Source organism: Pseudomonas sp. FP2196, from assembly GCF_030687715.1.
In the GTDB taxonomy this organism is placed as follows: Bacteria; Pseudomonadota; Gammaproteobacteria; order Pseudomonadales; family Pseudomonadaceae; genus Aquipseudomonas.
Genome location: NZ_CP117445.1, coordinates 3,349,290 through 3,367,686, shown reverse-complemented (window position 1 = coordinate 3,367,686; position 18,397 = coordinate 3,349,290). Strand labels below are relative to the sequence as shown.

General features: G+C 58.7%; 20 protein-coding genes and 1 pseudogene. 7 read left to right on the top strand and 14 right to left on the bottom strand.

The annotated features are described in order from the left end of the window. Positions 1-62: 62 nt before the first annotated feature. The 6 genes from PSH79_RS15000 to PSH79_RS14975 all read right to left on the bottom strand — a co-directional run bounded on the left by PSH79_RS15000 (position 63) and on the right by PSH79_RS14975 (position 7,499). Complete coding sequence (locus PSH79_RS15000; protein ID WP_305438082.1) at positions 63-1,100, bottom strand: DNA topoisomerase IB; 1,038 nt, start codon at positions 1,098-1,100, stop codon at positions 63-65. A gap of 72 nt (positions 1,101-1,172) precedes the next feature. After that, a complete protein-coding gene (gene modC, locus PSH79_RS14995) occupies positions 1,173-2,252 on the bottom strand; it encodes a molybdenum ABC transporter ATP-binding protein (RefSeq protein ID WP_305438081.1) in 1,080 nt (359 codons plus the stop codon). A 3-nt stretch (positions 2,253-2,255) separates the two neighbouring features. Then, complete coding sequence (gene modB, locus PSH79_RS14990; protein ID WP_305438079.1) at positions 2,256-2,936, bottom strand: molybdate ABC transporter permease subunit; 681 nt, start codon at positions 2,934-2,936, stop codon at positions 2,256-2,258. Continuing rightward, positions 2,937-3,704, bottom strand: coding sequence for a molybdate ABC transporter substrate-binding protein (gene modA, locus PSH79_RS14985; RefSeq protein ID WP_305438077.1), 768 nt, complete (start codon positions 3,702-3,704; stop codon positions 2,937-2,939). A gap of 167 nt (positions 3,705-3,871) precedes the next feature. Continuing rightward, positions 3,872-4,936 (bottom strand): nitronate monooxygenase family protein, encoded by a 1,065-nt coding sequence (locus tag PSH79_RS14980; protein WP_305438076.1) that lies wholly within the window; start codon positions 4,934-4,936, stop codon positions 3,872-3,874. Between the two features lie 112 nt (positions 4,937-5,048). Beyond that, complete coding sequence (locus tag PSH79_RS14975) at positions 5,049-7,499, bottom strand: autotransporter (protein ID WP_305438074.1); 2,451 nt, start codon at positions 7,497-7,499, stop codon at positions 5,049-5,051. 190 nt (positions 7,500-7,689) lie between these two features. On the opposite strand from PSH79_RS14975, the gene PSH79_RS14970 reads away from it, so the two are divergent. Continuing rightward, positions 7,690-8,673 (top strand): MDR family oxidoreductase, encoded by a 984-nt coding sequence (locus PSH79_RS14970; protein ID WP_305438073.1) that lies wholly within the window; start codon positions 7,690-7,692, stop codon positions 8,671-8,673. Between the two features lie 3 nt (positions 8,674-8,676). On the opposite strand, the gene ada is transcribed toward PSH79_RS14970, so the two are convergent. From ada to PSH79_RS14945, 5 genes and pseudogenes are all read right to left on the bottom strand, one after another. Beyond that, positions 8,677-9,744, bottom strand: coding sequence for a bifunctional DNA-binding transcriptional regulator/O6-methylguanine-DNA methyltransferase Ada (gene ada / locus PSH79_RS14965; RefSeq protein ID WP_305438072.1), 1,068 nt, complete (start codon positions 9,742-9,744; stop codon positions 8,677-8,679). An 87-nt stretch (positions 9,745-9,831) separates the two neighbouring features. Continuing rightward, positions 9,832-10,497 (bottom strand): DNA oxidative demethylase AlkB, encoded by a 666-nt coding sequence (alkB, locus tag PSH79_RS14960; RefSeq protein WP_305438071.1) that lies wholly within the window; start codon positions 10,495-10,497, stop codon positions 9,832-9,834. A gap of 71 nt (positions 10,498-10,568) precedes the next feature. Continuing rightward, positions 10,569-10,844, bottom strand: a pseudogene (locus PSH79_RS14955) (2OG-Fe(II) oxygenase); the annotation flags it as partial. 99 nt (positions 10,845-10,943) lie between these two features. Then, positions 10,944-11,117 carry a hypothetical protein gene (locus tag PSH79_RS14950; RefSeq protein WP_305438069.1) on the bottom strand — a complete coding sequence of 58 codons (174 nt, stop codon included), beginning with the start codon at positions 11,115-11,117 and terminating at the stop codon, positions 10,944-10,946. A gap of 28 nt (positions 11,118-11,145) precedes the next feature. Then, a complete protein-coding gene (locus PSH79_RS14945) occupies positions 11,146-11,448 on the bottom strand; it encodes a DUF1883 domain-containing protein (RefSeq protein WP_007912251.1) in 303 nt (100 codons plus the stop codon). Positions 11,449-11,658: 210 nt separating this feature from the next. On the opposite strand from PSH79_RS14945, the gene PSH79_RS14940 reads away from it, so the two are divergent. Both PSH79_RS14940 and PSH79_RS14935 read left to right on the top strand, forming a co-directional pair. Beyond that, positions 11,659-12,015, top strand: a complete 357-nt coding sequence (locus PSH79_RS14940; RefSeq protein ID WP_187679914.1) for a hypothetical protein — start codon at positions 11,659-11,661, stop codon at positions 12,013-12,015. 71 nt (positions 12,016-12,086) lie between these two features. Then, on the top strand, positions 12,087-12,317 hold the full coding sequence (locus PSH79_RS14935; RefSeq protein WP_187679913.1) for a hypothetical protein: 231 nt from the start codon (positions 12,087-12,089) through the stop codon (positions 12,315-12,317). 3 nt (positions 12,318-12,320) lie between these two features. On the opposite strand, the gene PSH79_RS14930 is transcribed toward PSH79_RS14935, so the two are convergent. Both PSH79_RS14930 and PSH79_RS14925 read right to left on the bottom strand, forming a co-directional pair. Continuing rightward, positions 12,321-12,608, bottom strand: coding sequence for a hypothetical protein (locus PSH79_RS14930; RefSeq protein WP_305438068.1), 288 nt, complete (start codon positions 12,606-12,608; stop codon positions 12,321-12,323). A gap of 150 nt (positions 12,609-12,758) precedes the next feature. Next, on the bottom strand, positions 12,759-12,950 hold the full coding sequence (locus PSH79_RS14925) for a hypothetical protein (RefSeq protein ID WP_305438067.1): 192 nt from the start codon (positions 12,948-12,950) through the stop codon (positions 12,759-12,761). Positions 12,951-13,209: 259 nt separating this feature from the next. Between PSH79_RS14925 and galU the strand changes: the two genes are divergently transcribed. Then, the gene (galU, locus tag PSH79_RS14920; RefSeq protein WP_105345983.1) at positions 13,210-14,049 is read left to right on the top strand and encodes a UTP--glucose-1-phosphate uridylyltransferase GalU; all 840 of its coding nucleotides are present in this window, start codon (positions 13,210-13,212) and stop codon (positions 14,047-14,049) included. A gap of 129 nt (positions 14,050-14,178) precedes the next feature. Further along, positions 14,179-15,537, top strand: coding sequence for a glutathione-disulfide reductase (gorA, locus tag PSH79_RS14915; RefSeq protein ID WP_305438065.1), 1,359 nt, complete (start codon positions 14,179-14,181; stop codon positions 15,535-15,537). Here gorA and PSH79_RS14910 read toward each other — a convergent pair. Continuing rightward, entirely contained in the window at positions 15,534-16,550 is a 1,017-nt protein-coding gene (locus PSH79_RS14910) for a DNA-binding protein (RefSeq protein ID WP_305438064.1), read from the bottom strand. The two genes, gorA and PSH79_RS14910, sit on opposite strands and share 4 nt — an antisense overlap. A 177-nt stretch (positions 16,551-16,727) precedes the next feature. On the opposite strand from PSH79_RS14910, the gene PSH79_RS14905 reads away from it, so the two are divergent. Then, positions 16,728-17,666: a site-specific integrase gene (locus PSH79_RS14905; protein WP_305438063.1), complete on the top strand. Its 939-nt coding sequence runs from the start codon at positions 16,728-16,730 to the stop codon at positions 17,664-17,666. A gap of 138 nt (positions 17,667-17,804) precedes the next feature. Next, positions 17,805-18,368 (top strand): alkyl hydroperoxide reductase subunit C, encoded by a 564-nt coding sequence (ahpC, locus tag PSH79_RS14900; RefSeq protein WP_003224621.1) that lies wholly within the window; start codon positions 17,805-17,807, stop codon positions 18,366-18,368. The last annotated feature ends 29 nt before the right edge of the window (positions 18,369-18,397 follow it).

Here is an 18,397-nt window from a genome sequence, read left to right as displayed (position 1 = left end):
CACTTCTGCGGTCGTCCTGAGGAGGGGAAAGGTGGCTAGCCTAGAGGGCGATGTGCAATCGATCAAGGTGCGTCGGTCATCTCGCTCATGCGTTCGAGAAACATCGCCAACGCTACTTCCTCGGCGCGTAACCCCTTGCGTAAACGTGGCTTGGGCAATTCGGCGAGGGCACCGAGCATGAATTTTTCCACCACCGCCGGGTGGATGTAGCACTTGCGGCAAACCGCGGGTGTGTTGCCCAACTGTTTGGCGACACCCTTCACCATTTCCACCACGTGCCGTTTGGCTTCCGTTTCGGACTCGTGTTTAAGCTCGCGCAAAACCGCGAGTGCCAGGGCGCTCCCGGCCCAGGTGCGGTAGTCCTTGGCAGTGAAGTCGGCGCCGGTCAGGGTTTGCAGGTAAGCGTTGACGTCGGAGGAGCTGACGGTGTGTCTCTCGCCGTGTTCATCCAGATACTGGAACAGGTTCTGGCCAGGAAGCTCCAGGCAGCGCTTGATGATCCGCGCCAGACGTCGATCCTTCACGGTTATCTGGTGTTCGATGCCGCTCTTGCCGCGGAACTGGAACAGGATCGCACTGCCGTTGACCTCGACATGCCGGCTGCGCAGAGTGGTCAGGCCGTAGGAGCGGTTGTCGCGCGCGTACTGCGTATTGCCGACGCGGATCAGCGTGGCGTCGAGCAGGGTGATCACCGTGGCCATGACTTTGTCGCGACTGAAACCGGGCGCGGCCAGCAAAGTTTCAAGCTGTTTGCGCAATTTCGGTAACGCCAGGCCGAACTCGCGCAGCCGCGAGTACTTGTCGGCGTCGCGCACTTCGCGCCAGCGCGCGTGATAGCGGTATTGCTTGCGGCCACGGGCATCGCGGCCGGTGGCTTGCAGATGGCCGCGTGGGTCGAGGCAGATCCACACGTCGGTGTAAGCCGGCGGCACGGCGAGGGCGTTGATGCGTTTGATTTCGTCGGGGTCGGTAATGCGCTGGCCCGACGGTTCGAAGTAGCAGAACTTGCCGCGCAGTTTTTTGCGGGTGATGCCGGGCTGTGTGTCATCGACGTAATGCAGGTCTGATGGCAGTGCATCGGTCAGCGCGGTATCGGGCATGGCGGCTTCCTTCGTTGGCGCGGCGGTCTGTAAAACGATTGACCGCGCACTGATGCCGTCGTGCCAATGGATTTAGGCGAGCACTGCGACTGCCTTGATTTGCGCCCAGAGTTGCTGACCCGGACGCACACCCAGTTGATCGCGCGAGTACCGTGTGATGCGTGCCAGCAGCGGAGTGCCGCCAGCGTCGAGACGTATCAGCACGTGGGCGGCGTTGTCTGCCGCTTGCTCGCTGATCACTGTCACCGGCAGGCGATTGAGGATGCTACTGAAGGCGTCGTTGTGCAGGGCCAGGCTGATGTCGCGCGCATGTACCTTGCAGCGCAAGGCCTGGCCCACGGCCATCGGTGCATGAGTGACGCGTATGTTCATTTCGGTGGCAGGTAGTTGCAGGCTCAGCAACTGATATTCCGTATCGTAGGCGCTGATCTGACCTTCAATGATCACACCAGCGTCATCGCCCATTGCCATCGGCAAGTCCAGACGGGCGAGGGTTTCGCCGATCGGGCCGCTGGCCAGGGCCTTGCCATCGTTGAGCAACACCAGATGATCGGCCAGACGTGCAACTTCATCCTGTGCATGGCTGACGTACAGCACCGGAATATCCAGTTCGTCATGCAGGCGTTGCAGATAAGGCAGGATTTCGTTTTTGCGCTGGCTGTCGAGCGCGGCCAGCGGCTCGTCCATCAGTAGCAGTTTCGGACTGGTCAGCAGCGCGCGGGCGATGCCGACACGCTGACGTTCGCCGCCGGACAGATGCTGCGGATGACGTTCGAGCAAATGGCCGATGCCCAGCAACTCGGTGGCTTGCGCCATGTCGACCCGGCGCTGAGCCTTGGGAATGCGCTTGAGGCCGAATTGCAGGTTGGCCAGCACCGACAAATGTGGAAACAGGCTGGCTTCCTGAAATACATAGCCCAATGCACGTTTGTGCGGCGGGACGAAAATGCCGCTGTCGCTGTCTTGCCAGACTTCGTCGTTGATCTGGACGAAGCCATGCTCGGCGCGCTCAAGCCCGGCGATGCAGCGCAGGCACGTGGTTTTCCCCGAACCGGAATGACCGTAGAGTGCGCTGACACCACGGCCTGGCAAATGCAGATCGACATCCAGGCTGAAGCCTGGGTAAGCAAGTTGAAGGCGTGCATCAATCATTGATCAGCTCCAGCCCGCGCGGGTTTTACGGCTGGAGTACAGCACCAGCAACACCAGAAACGAAAACACCAGCATCGCGCCCGCCAGCCAATGAGCCTGGGCGTATTCCATCGCTTCCACGTGGTCGTAGATTTGCACCGAGACCACCCGGGTTTTGTCGGGAATATTGCCGCCGATCATCAGCACGACACCAAATTCACCGACGGTATGCGCGAAGCCGAGAATCGCTGCGGTGACAAAACCCGGACGGGCCAGCGGCAGGATCACGCTGAAAAACGTGTCCCACGGATTGGCGCGCAACGTGGCGGCCACTTCCAGCGGGCGGGTGCCGATCGCTGAGAACGCGTTTTGCAAAGGTTGCACCACGAAAGGCATGGAATAGATCACCGAACCAATCACCAGTCCGGTGAAACTGAACGTCAGGGTGCCGAGCCCCAGCCATTGAGTGAACTGACCGAGAACGCCGTGTGGCCCCATCATCAGCAACAGATAGAAACCGATGACGGTCGGCGGCAGCACAAGGGGCAGGGCGACGATCGCCCCGATCGGGCCGCGCAACCACGAGCGGGTGCGCGACAGCCAAAGGGCAACCGGAGTGCCGACAATCAACAGGATCACGGTGGTCAGTGACGCCAGTTTCAGGGTCAGCCAGATCGCCGCGAAATCGGCACTCGTCAGCGACATTTAGAGCTGGTAGCCGTAAGACTTGATCACCGCAGCGGCTTTCGGGCCTTTGAGGTATTCAACCAGCGCCTTGGCTGCCGCGCTGTCCTTGCCTTTGTTGAGGATCACCGCGTCCTGTTTGATTGGGTCATGCAGGCTGGCCGGGACGATCCAGGCCGAACCGCTGGTGACTTTACCGTCCTTGTAGATTTGCGACAGCGCCACGAAGCCCAGCTCGGCGTTGCCGGTGGAGACGAACTGGTAGGCCTGGGTAATGTTCTGACCCTCAACGATCCTGGATTTGGTGGCTTCCGTCAGCTTGAGCTTGTCCAGCACTTGAGTAGCAGCCAGGCCGTACGGCGCCGATTTCGGATTGGCGATCGACAGGTGCTGGTACTCGTTCTTCTTCAGCACGTCACCGTTGGCATCGACGTAACCGTCTTTCGCCGACCACAGGGCGAGGGTGCCGATGGCGTAAGTGAAGCGCGAGCCTTTGACGGTATCGCCTTCTTTTTCGAGTTTTTGCGGGGTGCTGTCGTCGGCCGAGAGGAACACTTCGAACGGTGCGCCATTCTTGATCTGGGTATAGAACTGGCCGGTGGCGCCATAGGCTGCGACCAGTTTGTGCCCGGTGTCTTTTTCGAAGTCGGCTGCGATGGCCTGGATCGGAGCGGTGAAGTTGGCTGCAACCGCTACCTGTACTTCATCAGCCTGAACTGCGCCAATGGCGAAGACCGCCAGCAAGGATGCAAGGCAGGCAGGGGCAAAACGTGAGGCCAGAATGGTCATGTAACAGCTCCGTTATTGGCGGTGCAGAGGGCAGTTATTATTGGAATGGACTGCGCCGATGCAGAGGTGGAATCGCTATATAGCGAAATATATAGCGAAATGCCGCCAAACAGGAAGCGCTGGTGAGAAACCGGGTGAAGACTTTTGATTCCTCACCCTGATTGCCTTCAACGTCGAACCAGTTTTGCCAATGCGCCTTCGGCCAACTGCCGCGTCAGTTCGGCGCTGCTGACGTCTTGGCCCAGCGTGAAAGCCTGACCCGCCCAGAGGTTGGCGAACTGTGCATCGTCTTTCGCCCGCAGCGGCATCAGAGCACCACCGGCCAATGGGAATGCCGGCGCTTTTGGCGTCATCGGCCCTAGCTCGCGCATGACGCGGTTGAGAATGCCCCGCGCCGGGCGTCCGGTGAAAAGGTTGGTGATCGCTGTTTCACTTTCTTTTGCCGTGCGCAGGGCCTTGTGATGCGAGGCGCTGACTTTTGCTTCGGGGGTGAACAGATACGCGGTGCCGACCTGTGCCGCCGAAGCGCCCAGCATGAAAGCCGCCGCAACTCCGCGGGCATCGGCAATCGCCCCGGCGGCAATCACCGGCACTTTCACTGCATCGACTACCTGCGGGACCAGGGCAAACGTGCCGACCTGGCTGCTCAAGTCATCACTGAGAAACATCCCGCGATGGCCGCCAGCCTCATAGCCCATGGCGATGATCGCGTCGCAACCGTTCTGCTCCAGCCAGACCGCTTCATCGACGGTGGTTGCAGAAGAGAGGATTTTTGCGCCGGTGGCTTTCACTCGATCGAGCAAGGATTTTTCCGGCAGGCCGAAGTGAAAACTCACCACCTCAGGCCGGAATTCCTCCAGCACTTCGCACGCCGCTGCATCGAACGGCGCCCGGTTGGACACCGGTGTCGGCGCATCGAAGTCGACGCCCAGTTCGCGGTAGTACGGTTCCAGCAGATTCTTCCAGTCGCGCGCGCGCTGCTCATCTTCTGCCGGTGGCTGATGGCAGAAGAAATTCACATTGAAAGGCTTGTCGGTGTTTGCGCGAATCGTCTTCAGCTCTTCACGCAATTGCTCAATGCTAAGCATCGCCGCTGGCATAGAGCCCAAACCTCCGGCGTTGCACACGGCGATCACCATGGATGAGTTCGTCGCACCGGCCATCGGGGCCTGGATGATCGGCAGTTCAATGCCAAGCAGGTCAACAATGCGGGTATCTGGCCATGGACTCATGAAAGCGTTTCTCCGAACGATGAAACGGGGCAGGGACGGCAAAGCCGGGTTTTAACAGCAAAACCGGACTGAGGGCCACTTTGAAATTCAGAACATCCTCTGGTGCAGGCGCTCAGCGGCGATTAAATCCGCCGCCGCCACCGCCACCATACGAGCGGTTCATGTTCCGTGAGGAGTTTTGAAAGTTGTTGGTGCGCTGGTTGCCGAAGTTACGCGCGGCGGATTCGCGGTTGAGATTTTGCAACTGGGCATTGTTATTGACGGGGGCGGGGCGTGTTGCTCCGCCCTTGACCACGGATTGCCAGCCATCATCGGTTTTCTTGTAGACATTGCCATCGCGGCCGGCATACACGTTGTCGCCGACGTGCGCGGCGCCGCCGTTTTGTCCACGAACACCGCCATATTGGGTGGTTTTTCCCGTATTGGGGTTGTACGCCGCGCCGCGACTGGCAGTGACCTGCGTACCGTTGCGCACATTACCTGCGGTGACTTTCTGACCGGCGATTGCGCCACCGTTCGGCCCGGCCGCAACGCCGCTGCGCCCGGCGGCATAATTACCCGTGTAAACGTTGTGTACGGCACCTCGTTGGCCAGCGGCCGCAACGCCAGTGCGTGAGTTATAGGAAGCCCCGACCTGACCCGCCCAGCGATTACCGGTCCAGGCGTTGTAACCAGCGCTGGCACGACTGACGGTCGCCCGGTCGCCCCACTGGTGATAGATATTCCCGGTAGTCCCGGCCCATCCGCCCGGTCCCCAAGCCAAGGCACCGCCGCGATAGCCGTAAGCGGCGCCGCCCCAGGCCAGCGGTGCGGGATACAAGCGCGGACCCCAGGCGTAACCCCAGCCGTAATTGCCCCACCACGGATACGCACCCCAGCCCCAGCCCATCGCAACGGTGCTGCCACCCCAGCTCCAACCGAAGCCGAAACCGAAGGTCCAGCCAGTCCAGGGTGTGTAGCGTATGGCGACGCCGAAGCCATAAGTCACTGGCGGCCCGTACCAGACGCTGCCGACCCAGGGCGTGTACGGATAACCGGTGCCGTACACCACGACACCGGTCGCGGGATCCAGGTTCGAGCCCTGATAACCGGGCGTGTAGCCGACCACCACGGTGTCGCCGCTGGACTCATAGACTTTGACATAAGTGAGGTAGTGCATCGGCGAACTCGGCGGGATCGAATAGATCACCGCCGGCACGGAGCTGGCGACAACCCATGGGCCGCTCACGCTGTTGGCGGTAAACCAGATACCGTTTTCCACCGCATACCAGCTGTCGTTGTCGACACGGATAATCGGCGTTGCACTGTTAGCCACATATTGCAGTGGCGTGGTGTTGATCGCTTTGAGCTGCGGCTCGCCGTCAAACTGCGGCGTAGTCATGTTTACCGCGCTTTTCTTGATTGCGGAGGTCTGCGGAATCGTGGCGGCAATCGCCGCTTCCTTGGCTTGAGGCGTGCCGGCAACCGAGGCTTTGACGTTTTCTTTGGGGCTGTCGTCCGGGATGTTGGCGAAGTCTGCGGGCAGCTTGTCCGCTGGGGTAAACGTCCACGGCCCGCTCATGTCACTGGCACTAAACCAGCGGCCGGAGATCAGCACGTAACTGTTCTGATCACCGATTTCCTTGAAGATGTGCCCGGTGGTGTTACTCACGTAGAGCAGGCTTGTGCCCTGAATCGGTAGCCACTGTGGCGTACCGTCGGTGACGATCAGTTCGGTGGGCGTGGTGGTGACGAAGATTTTCGGCTGCGGTGGCTTGGCCAGGCTCGGGATCTTCTCCTTCGGATCGCTTTGTCCGGTCAACAGGTCTACCTGGCGGCTCTTGATGGCGGCCTGTTTGGCTGTTTCCAGTTCGGCAGATGGCGTGGCCAGGCGCGTGTAGTTTCCATCGAGTTGGTCAGCGACCATCCAGCCGTCGAATACACGCAGATAGTGTTTGCCCTGAGCGTCTTTGAGCAGCAAAGGGCGAGTGTTGATGACCCGGTGTAGCGCGGTGCCCTCCACCGGTCGATAGGCCGCATCGCCGTCGATGTAAACCAGCAAGGCCGGCACGTCGGCACTGATGATTGCAGGTGGCGTATTTTCCAGCGGTGCACTTTCAGCCTTCTGTTCTGCTGACAGCACGCCGACGGCGGCTTCGAGCTGATCGAGGGAGATGGTTTTCTTGCGATTGGTTGCATCCTTTTGCAGGGCTGCAACCCACGTGTCGGCCTGACTCGCATCAGCCGGAAAATCAGCTTTGACGATTTTGTACTGGTCAAGCGCGACCCATCGGGTGGCTTTGTCGACCAGTGTATGAGCGCTGAACTGGACGATGCCGTAGGTGGACTTGCCATCGGCGCCGCTGGCTTCGACGGCCGCGCGGGCATTGAGGGTGTAGCCGTCCCAACTGTCGAGTTGCGGCTGATAAACGGTCAGCTTGGCCTTGCCGCTGGTAATGACTTGCGGCCATGTCGGCTCACTGGGCGCCGCATCAGTAGGCGCGGCGGTCGGAGCTGCCCAGGCATTGCCCAAGGTCAGCAGACAGAGCATCAGCATCAGCCAGAACGAACGGGGGTAAGACATTGTCAGCTCCATCGACAGGGCCGTTTCTGAAACGGAAAGTAGCGAAAACATGACCGTCGAAAAAGCATAGTCGTCAGCCATGGAAATACCCGGCAGATTCGCGCGCTGGCTGAAAGTCGAGTGTGGCAACGTGTTGCGATGTGATATTTGAAGGGCCTGACTATCTGAATTCCATCCATGAGAGGCCAGCATGTTCAACGGTATCTTGATCAATAAAGACGACAGCGGTTATCGCGCCAACCTTCAACAGATCAACGAAGAACAATTGCCCGAGGGCAATGTGACGGTGAACGTCGCCTACAGCACGCTGAATTTCAAGGACGGTCTGGCGATTACCGGCAGCAGCCCGGTGGTGCGCAAATTTCCGCTGGTGCCGGGGATTGATCTGGCGGGCACGGTCGAAGTCAGTTCCCATCCTGACTATAAGGTGGGCGACCAGGTGCTGCTCAATGGCTGGGGCGTCGGCGAAAGCCATTGGGGTGGCCTGGCGCAGAAGGCACGGCTCAATGGTGACTGGCTGATTCCACTGCCCAAAGCTTTTACGGCAGCACAGGCGATGGCCGTCGGTACCGCCGGATACACCGCAATGCTGTGCATTCTGGCGCTCGAACGTAATGGTGTGACGCCGGAGCAGGGCGATGTACTCGTCACTGGCGCTAACGGCGGCGTCGGCAGTTTCGCTGTCGCGCTACTGAGCAAGCTCGGTTATCGGGTTGTGGCGTCCACCGGCCGGGTGTCCGAGCATGAATACCTGAAGCAGTTGGGCGCCAGCGAAATCATCGACCGCGCGACCCTGTCCGAGCCGGGCAAACCGCTGGCCAAGGAACGCTGGGCAGCGGTAATCGACTCGGTCGGCAGCCATACGTTGGCCAATGCCTGCGCCAGTACGCGTGCAGAAGGCACCGTCGCCGCGTGCGGTCTGGCGCAGGGCATGGATTTTCCAGCGTCGGTGGCGCCGTTCATTTTGCGGGGTATCACCTTGGCGGGTATCAACAGCGTGACCCAAGCCAAGGCGCGTCGCCTTGAAGCGTGGGATCGTCTGGCCAGGGACCTGGACTTCACTTTGCTGCCATTGATCAGTCATGAAATCGTCTTGAGCGAAGTCATTGAAGCTGCGCCAAAACTGCTGGCCGGACAACTTCGCGGACGTGTTGTGGTTGACGTCAATCGCTAGTCGCTAAGGCTGCGTCTCGCGCTCAAGCAATTGCCGTTTGCGCTCCACCCCCCAGCGGTAGCCCGAGAGATTGCCATCGCTGCGCACGACGCGGTGGCAAGGGATCGCCACTGCCAGGCGGTTGGCCCCGCACGCTTGAGCCACGGCGCGCATGGAGGTCGGCGCGCCGATGCGCTGGGCAATCTCGGTGTAGCTGGCGGTGCTGCCGAGCGGAATTTCCCGAAGCGCCTGCCAGACGCGTTCCTGAAAAGCCGTGCCGCGCACATCCAGCGGCAAATCCAGGCCAATGGCCGGTGTTTCGATAAAACCCACCACTTTGGCGATCAACTGTTCAAATCCAGAGTCGGCGCCAATCAGGTTCGCCTTGCGGAACTGGTCCTGGAGGTCACACACCAGTTGGTGAGGATCGTCGCCTAACAGGATCGCGCAAACGCCGCGTTCGCTCTGCGCCACCAGAATCGCCCCGAGTGAACATTGCCCGACGGCGAAACGAATATCGTTGTTGCGCCCGGCGGCGCGGTAGTCGCCGGGCTTCATTCCCAACAACTGATCGGCGGCTTCATAAAAACGGCTGTTGGAATTGAAACCCGCGTCATACAGCGCATCGGTCACAGAACCTCCGTCCGCCAGACGTTCACGGACTTTGCGCGAGCGGTGCGCACTGGCGTAACCCTTGGGCGTCAGTCCTGTCGCGGCTTTGAATACACGGTGGAAATGAAAGGGGCTTAACCCGGCTTTCTCAGCGAGTTCGTTGAGTGCCGGCAAGGTTTCGGCGGACTCGATCTGGCGGCAGGCTGCCGCCACCGTGGCGGCATGGTGCGCGCTCACGTCACTCTGATCCTTGCTGGCTCGTTTGCTGGGGCGATACCCGGCGGCTTCAGCCTGTTCGGCGGTGTCGAAGAATTCGACGTTCTGTGGTTTCGGCAACCGCGCAAGACCGCTCGGGCGACAGTAAATGCCAGTGGTTTTCACGGCGTAGACAAATTGCCCGTCAGCCCTTGGATCCCGCGCTACCACGGCGGCCCAACGTGGATCGTCTTCAACGTTAAAGCGGGTCGAAAGCGTTTTCATGGTGGGTAATCCATTGACCTGTTTGATTCAGGTTAACCCGCGTGGGTGGGCGCAACACCCCGGGCCTTGCGGTCAAACTTTTGCAATTTATCCAGCAACACGAAAAGTCAGGTTGATCCGTTGTTCGCCCAGCCGTGGATGCCGACCCTGCTTGATCGGCAAAACCCCATGAAAGCGCAAACGATCGACGCCTCCCCAGATCACCATATCGCCATGCAGCAAAGGAATTCGCTGGCTCTTGTCGCTTCGAGCGAACCCGCCAAACAGAAACATCGCCGGCAACCCTAGCGACAGCGAAACGATCGGCGCCGCGTAGGCGTTTTCGTCTTTGTCCTGATGCAATGACATCTTCGCGCCGGGGACATATCGGTTGATGAGGCAGGAATCTGCCTTGAAGCCGGAAAACCCCGATTCCAGCGCCGCCGAATGCGCCAGATCAGCAAACACTGCTGGCATCTGCGGCCAGGGCAAACCGCTGAGCGGATCGACACGTGAATAACGATAGCCGCTGCGATCGGTAATCCAGCCCAGCGCCCCGCAACTGCTGGTGCCCACTGACATGCTGTAGCCGCCAGGAGTAACCATGTGGCGAAGCGGGGCGGCGACGAGAATGGCATCCAGCGCCGGCAGCAATTGCTCGATAAGCGGCAGGGCAAAACCGCGAAGCACCCACGATTGTTCGCCGATCTGTTCGGCGCGTGGCTGTTGTGCGGGTTCGTTGTCAGCGAACAAATCGAACGTGTGAGGCTGCATGGCGGTTATGTGGCGTCGTGAAAGATGATGCCTAGGGTATGCCTTTTTCCACTGTGCAGGCGACTGACACAGCGGTTGGCGATTGGCACCAGGCGCGGATAGAGCGCAGTGCGCAGACGTTCTACGGTCGGGGGAAGTGGATAGCGGAAGTACTTGTATTCGCCGCGACCGAAACCGTGGCGGGCCATGATGACCTGCGAACGAAAGGGTTCGGTCTGCGGATACAGGCCGCTCAAACGATCACAGGTCTCGCCATGCAGCAGCGAACGGATGATCGCGCAGCCGTCCTGATCCAGTTGCTGTTCCAGGCTGGCCCAGTCGAGCGCATCCAGCCGGGAGGGGGACATCGACAGGCTGACTCCTTGACTCAAGGTCGAGGCGGTCAGTTTAGGCAGGCCCCGGCGGCAGATCACTCCGCCGCTTGCGGTTGAATTCCTGCCGCAGTCCTACAGCGCTTTGCTGACGGCGATATCGCTGATCACATCGGTCTGATCGTGAATGGCATCCAGCGCAGCTTTGGCTTCTTCGGCGGTGCCGTTTTCCAGTTGCGCGAACTCGAAGCGGCGCTCACCGTTGAGTTTGTACTTGATGACGTATTTGGTCGTTTGGGCCACGGTCATGTCTACCTGTCTGAATGGGCGGGGTGGCTCAGCTGAGTTTGGTGCTGGAGCGGCGGATGATCTTGATCGAATGCGTCAACGTCGGTTTGCGTGTAACGCTGATCGCGCGGCGGTTGACAGTGTCGATGGTAATGTTCCAGAAACCGGTGCTCGGCGCGGTGATGCGGGCCGGGAACGTGTCGAAAGCGCCGCCGTGATAGGTGTGACGGCCGCCGTTTTTGAAACTGCGGAAGTTGGCGTCGTTCATCAGGCGGATGTTGCACATTTGCGAGCATTGGATGACGACGATGTCGTCTTCGTTGAGGTGCTCGCGCTGGTGAATGAATTTCATGGGCGCCTCCAGAAGGGCTTTTTCTACTAAATCAAAACGATAGCTTGTAATTGGGCGCAGTTTATCAGCCCGCACAGGTTATTATCTGGCCGTCGGGCGTTGGTTTGACAATTTTGAACAGATATTCGCGATTGGATGCGGGTTAAATACAGAAGGCCCCGGAGAAAAACGGCATTTGTGCTGTCGGACGGTCTTTAACGGAGGTTTTGTATGAAGTGGGGTGTGGTGTGTCTGCCGTTGGTTTTGGCTGTGGGTGGTTGTGCGAGCGTTTCCGAAATCAATGAAACGCTGCCGACTGTGAGCGTGATCTCCGGAAAGAAACCCCAGGAGTACGCGCAGTGCCTGACCGAAAAACTGGCTGACAGCCGCGGCGCGCTGCAGGTGCAACCGCACAAGGATGGGGTTCGCGTGATTGTTCCGGGCAAACTGTCCTCAGGCCCGGCCGCCGTATTCGATATCGAAGATCGCTCCGGCGGCAGCAGCATCAAGCTGCATGAGCGCATGTCCAATGTGCCTGTTCGCCCGCACGATGTGCGTAACGCTGCCAATGCGTGTATTTCCGGCTGATAGACTGTGGGTCATCAGCATCGATGCCGTCACAGTCATGCTGTGACGGCATTTTCATTTATGGAGTCGCGATGAAGCGAGAGCAAGTGCGGGAGCGCCATGTAGAGGGCCTTATCTCTGCCACCCATGTCATCCAGAACCCGGCGAACTCGGGCGAGTGGATCGTGTTTTTCAAGAAAAGCGCCGGCCGCAGCTACTTCCTGGTGGACGAGAACGACGAAGTCGAGTCATTCAATCGACTCGACGATCTGATCGAAGTCGTACGCGGGCTTGGAATCAAATTCGCTGAAATTCACATGTAGCGTCTATTTGCAGACCACCACCACACTGCGGTTCTTGTAGTTGCCGACATCGACGCCCAGAGTCTTGTCGCTTTCCTTTGGCGCTGGCGTACCGTCGGTGCCGACGATGCGATAGCCAGTGCCTGCGCAAGAGGCGTCTGCCTTCTCATAGCACGTGGCCCAGGAGTTGGCTTCACCGGAGCAGTCGATGGTCAGGCCCTGTTCGCCGTTATTCAGGGTGGTGGGCTCTGAAGTGGCACAGCCGCTCAGTGCCAGTACCGCGATCAGTGGCAAAAATCCTTTCGTGTTCATAGTTGTCGTCTTCAGCGAGGGGGGGACTAGACGCTCTGACAGCGCCGGTGTGAAAAGGTTATAGCGATTGGCCACTTGTTTGCGAATGTTGTTTGGCCAGACACAAAAAAGCCCTGCGCGATGGCAGGGCTGTGCTTGCGCCGCTGGAGATCAATCCTGATCTTTATCTTTGCCGCGACGCTTTGCCGACGCTGGGGTATCGGTAAACACCGACGCTACATCAGTCGCCAGCTGTTCGCTGTCGAACGGCCCGGCGATGTGTTCGCCATTGGTAGTGGTCAGAGTCCACTTGCCGTCTTTCTTGTCGATCACATACCCGTTGATGATTTTTACCGCGGCCATCTATCTGTCTCGTTCGCTGGTTCAAAGTCGCCATGATACCGGCAAATGCTCGTATTGGGGGGCGATGAGCGTATGGTGGTTCCGCTTGCCGGCTTCTTTGATGCTACGCTGATCGGGTTGCGCAAAAATGCCGATGGAACTATCAGACAGAATATTTCTCTATGTTGGCATCGGTTAGCCAGTGCGGGGCATTGTAAGGTGCACGCCGCCTGATTAGACTGCGCCGAAACTCGTACACACAGCCTTTTCAAGGACTTATATGATCAAGAAATGCTTGTTCCCAGCAGCCGGTTACGGTACTCGCTTCCTGCCAGCGACTAAAGCCATGCCCAAAGAAATGCTGCCGGTGGTAAACAAGCCACTGATCCAGTACGGCGTTGAAGAAGCTCTGGACGCTGGCCTGACTGAAATCTCGATTGTTACCGGTCGTGGCAAGCGTGCTCTGGAAGACCACTTCGACATCAGCTACGAGCTGGAAAACCAGATCAAAGGCACCGACAAGGAGAAATACCTGGTTGGCATCCGCAAACTGCTGGACGAGTGCTCGTTCTCCTACACCCGTCAGACCGAAATGAAAGGTCTGGGCCACGCGATCCTGACCGGTCGCCCGCTGATCGGTGACGAACCGTTCGCCGTGGTGCTGGCGGACGACCTGTGCGTCAACCTCGAAGGCGACGGCGTACTGACCCAGATGGTCAAGCTGTACAAGCAGTTCCGCTGCTCGATCGTGGCCATCCAGGAAGTCGATCCGCAGGAAACCAACAAGTACGGCGTTATCTCCGGCGAGATGATCCGCGACGACATCTACCGCGTTCACAGCATGGTCGAGAAGCCAAAGCCGGAAGATGCTCCGTCGAACCTGGCAATCATCGGTCGTTACATCCTGACCCCGGACATCTTCGACCTGATCGAGCAGACCGAGCCAGGCAAGGGCGGCGAAATCCAGATCACCGACGCCCTGATGAAACAAGCCCAGAATGGCTGCGTAATGGCCTACAAGTTCAAGGGCAAGCGTTTCGACTGCGGTGGCGCTGAAGGCTACATCGACGCAACCAACTTCTGCTTCGAAAACTTCTACAAGACTGGCAAGGCTTACTGATAGCGCTTGATCCGTCTGTACGAAAAAGCCACCTTCGGGTGGCTTTTTCATTTTCCGCCCCTATATGAATGGCAGTGCTTGCCCAATAGGTGACTGCAGGTATGCTGATCGCCTGCCGAGGAGATAGAAATGGCCTACGATTTTGACCTTTATGTGATTGGTGCCGGTTCCGGCGGTGTTCGCGCTGCGCGGTTTGCTGCCGGTTTCGGCGCGAAAGTGGCGGTGGCTGAAAGCCGATATCTGGGTGGTACCTGCGTCAACGTTGGCTGCGTGCCGAAAAAGCTGTTGGTGTATGGCGCTCACTTCGCCGAAGACTTTGAGCAGTCATCCGGTTTCGGCTGGAGTCTGGGTGAAGCGCATTTCGATTGGGCCACGCTGATCGCCAACAAGGATCGCGAGATCAATCGCCTTAACGGCATCTATCGCAATCTGCTGGTCAACAGTGGTGTAACCCTGCACGAGGCGCACGCGAAGATCGTCGGCCCGCACGAGGTTGAGGTTGATGGTGAGCGCTTCACGGCGAAAAACATCCTGATCGCCACCGGCGGCTGGCCACAGATTCCGGAAATTCCGGGGCATGAGCACGCAATCAGTTCCAACCAGGCGTTCTTCCTCAAAGAGCTGCCGAAGCGGGTTCTGGTGGTCGGTGGCGGTTATATCGCGGTGGAGTTTGCCGGGATTTTCCACGGTCTTGGCGCCAACACCACGCTGCTGTATCGTGGCGATCTGTTCCTGCGCGGTTTCGACGGTTCGGTGCGCAAGCATTTGCAGGAAGAGTTGACCAAGCGTGGCATGGATCTGCAATTCAACGCCGATATTGCGCGCATCGACAAGCAAGCCGACGGCAGCCTGAAAGCCACGCTCAAGGATGGCCGCGTGCTGGAGGCAGATTGCATCTTCTACGCCACAGGTCGCCGTCCGATGCTGGACAATCTGGGGCTGGAAAACACTGGCGTGCAGCTCGATGACAAAGGCTTCATCAAGGTCGACGAGCAGTATCAGACCAGCGAGCCATCGATTCTGGCGTTGGGCGATGTGATCGGTCGCGTGCAATTGACGCCGGTGGCGTTGGCTGAAGGCATGGCGGTGGCGCGGCGTCTGTTCAAGCCGGAGCAATACCGTCCGGTGGATTACAAGATGATTGCGACGGCAGTGTTCAGTCTGCCGAACATTGGCACTGTCGGTTTGACCGAGGAAGAGGCGCGCGATGCAGGTCACGATGTGGTGATCTTCGAGAGCCGCTTCCGGCCGATGAAGCTGACCCTGACCGAATGTCAGGAGAAAACGCTGATGAAGCTGGTCGTCGACGGCAAGACCGACAAAGTGCTCGGTTGCCATATGGTCGGCCCGGATGCCGGCGAGATTGTGCAAGGTCTGGCGATCGCGCTGAAGGCTGGCGCGACCAAGCGCGACTTCGACGACACGATCGGGGTACACCCGACGGCCGCCGAAGAGTTTGTCACCATGCGTACGCCGGTCGGCGCTTAAGCGTCTTTCGGTTTGGCCGAGTCTGGCGCTGCCGCAACGGTAGCCGCCAGACGCTGGCTCTCTTCCAGGCTCGCCCGAGCTTTGCTCAATTCCTTCTCGAATGACTGATTAAGCTGCGTTTGCTCTTCGACGTTCTGTTTGAGCGTCTGGGTTTCCAGTAGTGCCACACGCAAGCGTTCCTGGAGGAGGGTGCGCTCGCTGTCGACGCGGGTCGCTTGCTCCAGCAGTTGATCCTGACGCTGGTTGCTGTGCTTGAGCTGATCCTGCATCAGGCTCAGTTCGCGCTGGGTGCCGCGGTTTTCGGTAAGCAGGCGTTCGTTGTCACGGTGCAGTTGAGTGATCTCATCCTGACGGACCAGCGCACTTTGTTGCGCCTGGCGAATTTCTGCCTGCAACTGTTGCACCTGGCCTTCATGGCGGCTTTGTTCTTTCTCGCGCTGTTCTTTGGTGGCGTTGCGGTAGTGCTCCAGCGCATCGCGGGCATGCAGGTGTTTTTCTTCCAGTGAGCGGATCTGCTCGTCTTTGTCCTGCAAGCGCAACTCAAAGTCGGCCAATGCCTGATTGAGGCCGGCATTGCGGGTTTGCTCGGTTTGCAGCATCGAGCGGGTGTTGCTCAGAGCTTCCGACTCGCGCTCCAGTGCGGCGCCTTGGATCTCGTGTTGTTGCTCCAGTTGTTCCAGTGCCTGGCGCGTCTGTTTCAGCTCCGATTCAAGCGCTTCACGCAGCTCTTCAAACTGTTCGCGTGCCTGCTCGATGGGCTCTTGGGCCTGTTCCTTCAGGCGCTGGGCAAGGCGCGAGACCAGTGCGGTCAGTTCGTCATCGATGGGTTCCGCTGAGGCTTCAGTCGGTTGGGCACCATCATCCAGCTCTTTCAAGTAACGATGGATCGTGGTTTTCGAGCCGGTATTGCCCATTTCAATGCGTACGGCATCGATGCTCGGGTGTTCCCCGCGGGCCAGGATCGCTGTGCGCGCGATCTGAACCAGCGCTTTGGTAATGCCGCCACGGGCCATGTGAACTCCTACGGTTACGTACTGTGGTACATGCCACTAAAGTACGAAGTGTACCATCTAGAAAATAAAGGTAAATCTTTGAAATTAAAGAGGCGGGATATACTGGTATTACCCAGTGTCAGACGGCAAAATGCGTTTCTGCATCCTTGAATCAGTACGCCAGCGAGAAAACAGCCCATGAGCGACCTCGATCGCTATCTGCAAGCCGCCACCCGTGACAACACCCGCCGCAGTTATCGCGCGGCCGTCGAGCATTTCGAAATCACCTGGGGTGGTTTCTTGCCGGCCACCGCAGAAAGTGTTGCGCGTTACTTGGTGGCGCATGCGGGCGTGCTGTCGATCAACACATTGAAGTTGCGTTTATCTGCGCTGGCGCAATGGCACAACAGTCAGGGGTTTGCCGATCCGACAAAGGCGCCGATGGTGCGCAAGGTGTTCAAAGGCATTCGGGCGCTGCATCCGGCGCAGGAAAAACAGGCCGAGCCTTTGCAGTTGCAGGATCTGGAGCGGGTTGTCGATTGGCTGGAACAAGAGATTCAAACCGCCAGAGAACAACAGGATCGTCCGTTGTTGCTCAAGGCTTATCGCGACCGGGCGCTGATTCTTCTGGGCTTCTGGCGCGGCTTCCGCAGTGATGAGTTGTGCCGCTTGCAGATTGAGCATGTGCAAGCGCACGCAGGACGTGGCATTACGTTGTATCTGCCGCGCAGCAAAGGCGATCGGGAAAACCTTGGTCAGACTTACCAGACCCCGGCACTGTTGAAGCTGTGCCCGGTGCAGGCTTACATCGACTGGATCACCGAAGTGGCGCTAGTGCGCGGTCCGGTGTTCCGCGGTATCGATCGCTGGGGCAATTTGAGCGAGGAGGGCTTGCATGCCAACAGCATCATCCCGTTGTTGCGCCAGGCGCTGGAGCGTGCCGGGATTGCCGCGGAACGTTACACCAGCCACTCGTTGCGCCGCGGCTTCGCAACGTGGGCGCATCAAAGCGGCTGGGATCTCAAATCCCTGATGAGTTACGTAGGCTGGAAGGACATGCAGTCAGCCATGCGCTATGTTGAAGTCAGCCCCTTTCAAGGAATGGCTCGGATTACGGATAACCCGGCTTCGTCGTAGATATCGTTTTCTTCTATTAATACAGTCAGCTAATAGCGAAAACAAATCAGCAGCATCAGGTTTGCCAATGAGCCATCCGTCGAGTGAGTGGGTAGGATTCACCCCATCAACTTCATAACCCCTGACGGAGAGTCATCAATGCCTATCATCAACAGCCAAGTAAAACCGTTCAAAGCTACCGCGTTCAAAAACGGCGACTTCGTTCAAGTCTCGGACGCTGACCTGAAAGGCAAGTGGTCGGTTGTGTTCTTCTACCCAGCTGACTTCACCTTCGTTTGCCCAACCGAACTGGAAGACCTGGCTGACAACTACGCTGCCTTCCAGAAGCTGGGCGTAGAGATCTACAGCGTTTCCACCGACACCCACTTTGCTCACGCTGCCTGGCACAACACTTCGCCAGCCATCGGCAAAATCGAATACACCATGATCGGCGACCCGACCCACGTCATCTCCCGCAATTTCGACGTACTGATCGAAGAAGCTGGCTTGGCTGATCGTGGCACCTTCGTGATCAACCCTGAAGGCCAGATCAAAATCGTTGAACTGAACGATGGCGGCGTTGGCCGTGACGCTTCCGAGCTGCTGCGCAAAATCAAGGCTGCTCAGTATGTTGCTGCTCACCCGGGCGAAGTTTGCCCAGCCAAGTGGAAAGAAGGCGAGGCCACTCTGGCTCCGTCCCTGGACCTGGTCGGCAAGATCTAAGTCTGTGACACGCAACTCAGGGCGGAACT

Coding starts and splice junctions, on each gene's coding strand:
- PSH79_RS15000 (WP_305438082.1), bottom strand. CDS start 1,100: ATGCCCGATACCGCGCTGACCGATGCACTGCCATCAGACCTGCATTAC.
- modC (WP_305438081.1), bottom strand. CDS start 2,252: ATGATTGATGCACGCCTTCAACTTGCTTACCCAGGCTTCAGCCTGGAT.
- modB (WP_305438079.1), bottom strand. CDS start 2,936: ATGTCGCTGACGAGTGCCGATTTCGCGGCGATCTGGCTGACCCTGAAA.
- modA (WP_305438077.1), bottom strand. CDS start 3,704: ATGACCATTCTGGCCTCACGTTTTGCCCCTGCCTGCCTTGCATCCTTG.
- PSH79_RS14980 (WP_305438076.1), bottom strand. CDS start 4,936: ATGAGTCCATGGCCAGATACCCGCATTGTTGACCTGCTTGGCATTGAA.
- PSH79_RS14975 (WP_305438074.1), bottom strand. CDS start 7,499: ATGTCTTACCCCCGTTCGTTCTGGCTGATGCTGATGCTCTGTCTGCTG.
- PSH79_RS14970 (WP_305438073.1), top strand. CDS start 7,690: ATGTTCAACGGTATCTTGATCAATAAAGACGACAGCGGTTATCGCGCC.
- ada (WP_305438072.1), bottom strand. CDS start 9,744: ATGAAAACGCTTTCGACCCGCTTTAACGTTGAAGACGATCCACGTTGG.
- alkB (WP_305438071.1), bottom strand. CDS start 10,497: ATGCAGCCTCACACGTTCGATTTGTTCGCTGACAACGAACCCGCACAA.
- PSH79_RS14950 (WP_305438069.1), bottom strand. CDS start 11,117: ATGACCGTGGCCCAAACGACCAAATACGTCATCAAGTACAAACTCAAC.
- PSH79_RS14945 (WP_007912251.1), bottom strand. CDS start 11,448: ATGAAATTCATTCACCAGCGCGAGCACCTCAACGAAGACGACATCGTC.
- PSH79_RS14940 (WP_187679914.1), top strand. CDS start 11,659: ATGAAGTGGGGTGTGGTGTGTCTGCCGTTGGTTTTGGCTGTGGGTGGT.
- PSH79_RS14935 (WP_187679913.1), top strand. CDS start 12,087: ATGAAGCGAGAGCAAGTGCGGGAGCGCCATGTAGAGGGCCTTATCTCT.
- PSH79_RS14930 (WP_305438068.1), bottom strand. CDS start 12,608: ATGAACACGAAAGGATTTTTGCCACTGATCGCGGTACTGGCACTGAGC.
- PSH79_RS14925 (WP_305438067.1), bottom strand. CDS start 12,950: ATGGCCGCGGTAAAAATCATCAACGGGTATGTGATCGACAAGAAAGAC.
- galU (WP_105345983.1), top strand. CDS start 13,210: ATGATCAAGAAATGCTTGTTCCCAGCAGCCGGTTACGGTACTCGCTTC.
- gorA (WP_305438065.1), top strand. CDS start 14,179: ATGGCCTACGATTTTGACCTTTATGTGATTGGTGCCGGTTCCGGCGGT.
- PSH79_RS14910 (WP_305438064.1), bottom strand. CDS start 16,550: ATGGCCCGTGGCGGCATTACCAAAGCGCTGGTTCAGATCGCGCGCACA.
- PSH79_RS14905 (WP_305438063.1), top strand. CDS start 16,728: ATGAGCGACCTCGATCGCTATCTGCAAGCCGCCACCCGTGACAACACC.
- ahpC (WP_003224621.1), top strand. CDS start 17,805: ATGCCTATCATCAACAGCCAAGTAAAACCGTTCAAAGCTACCGCGTTC.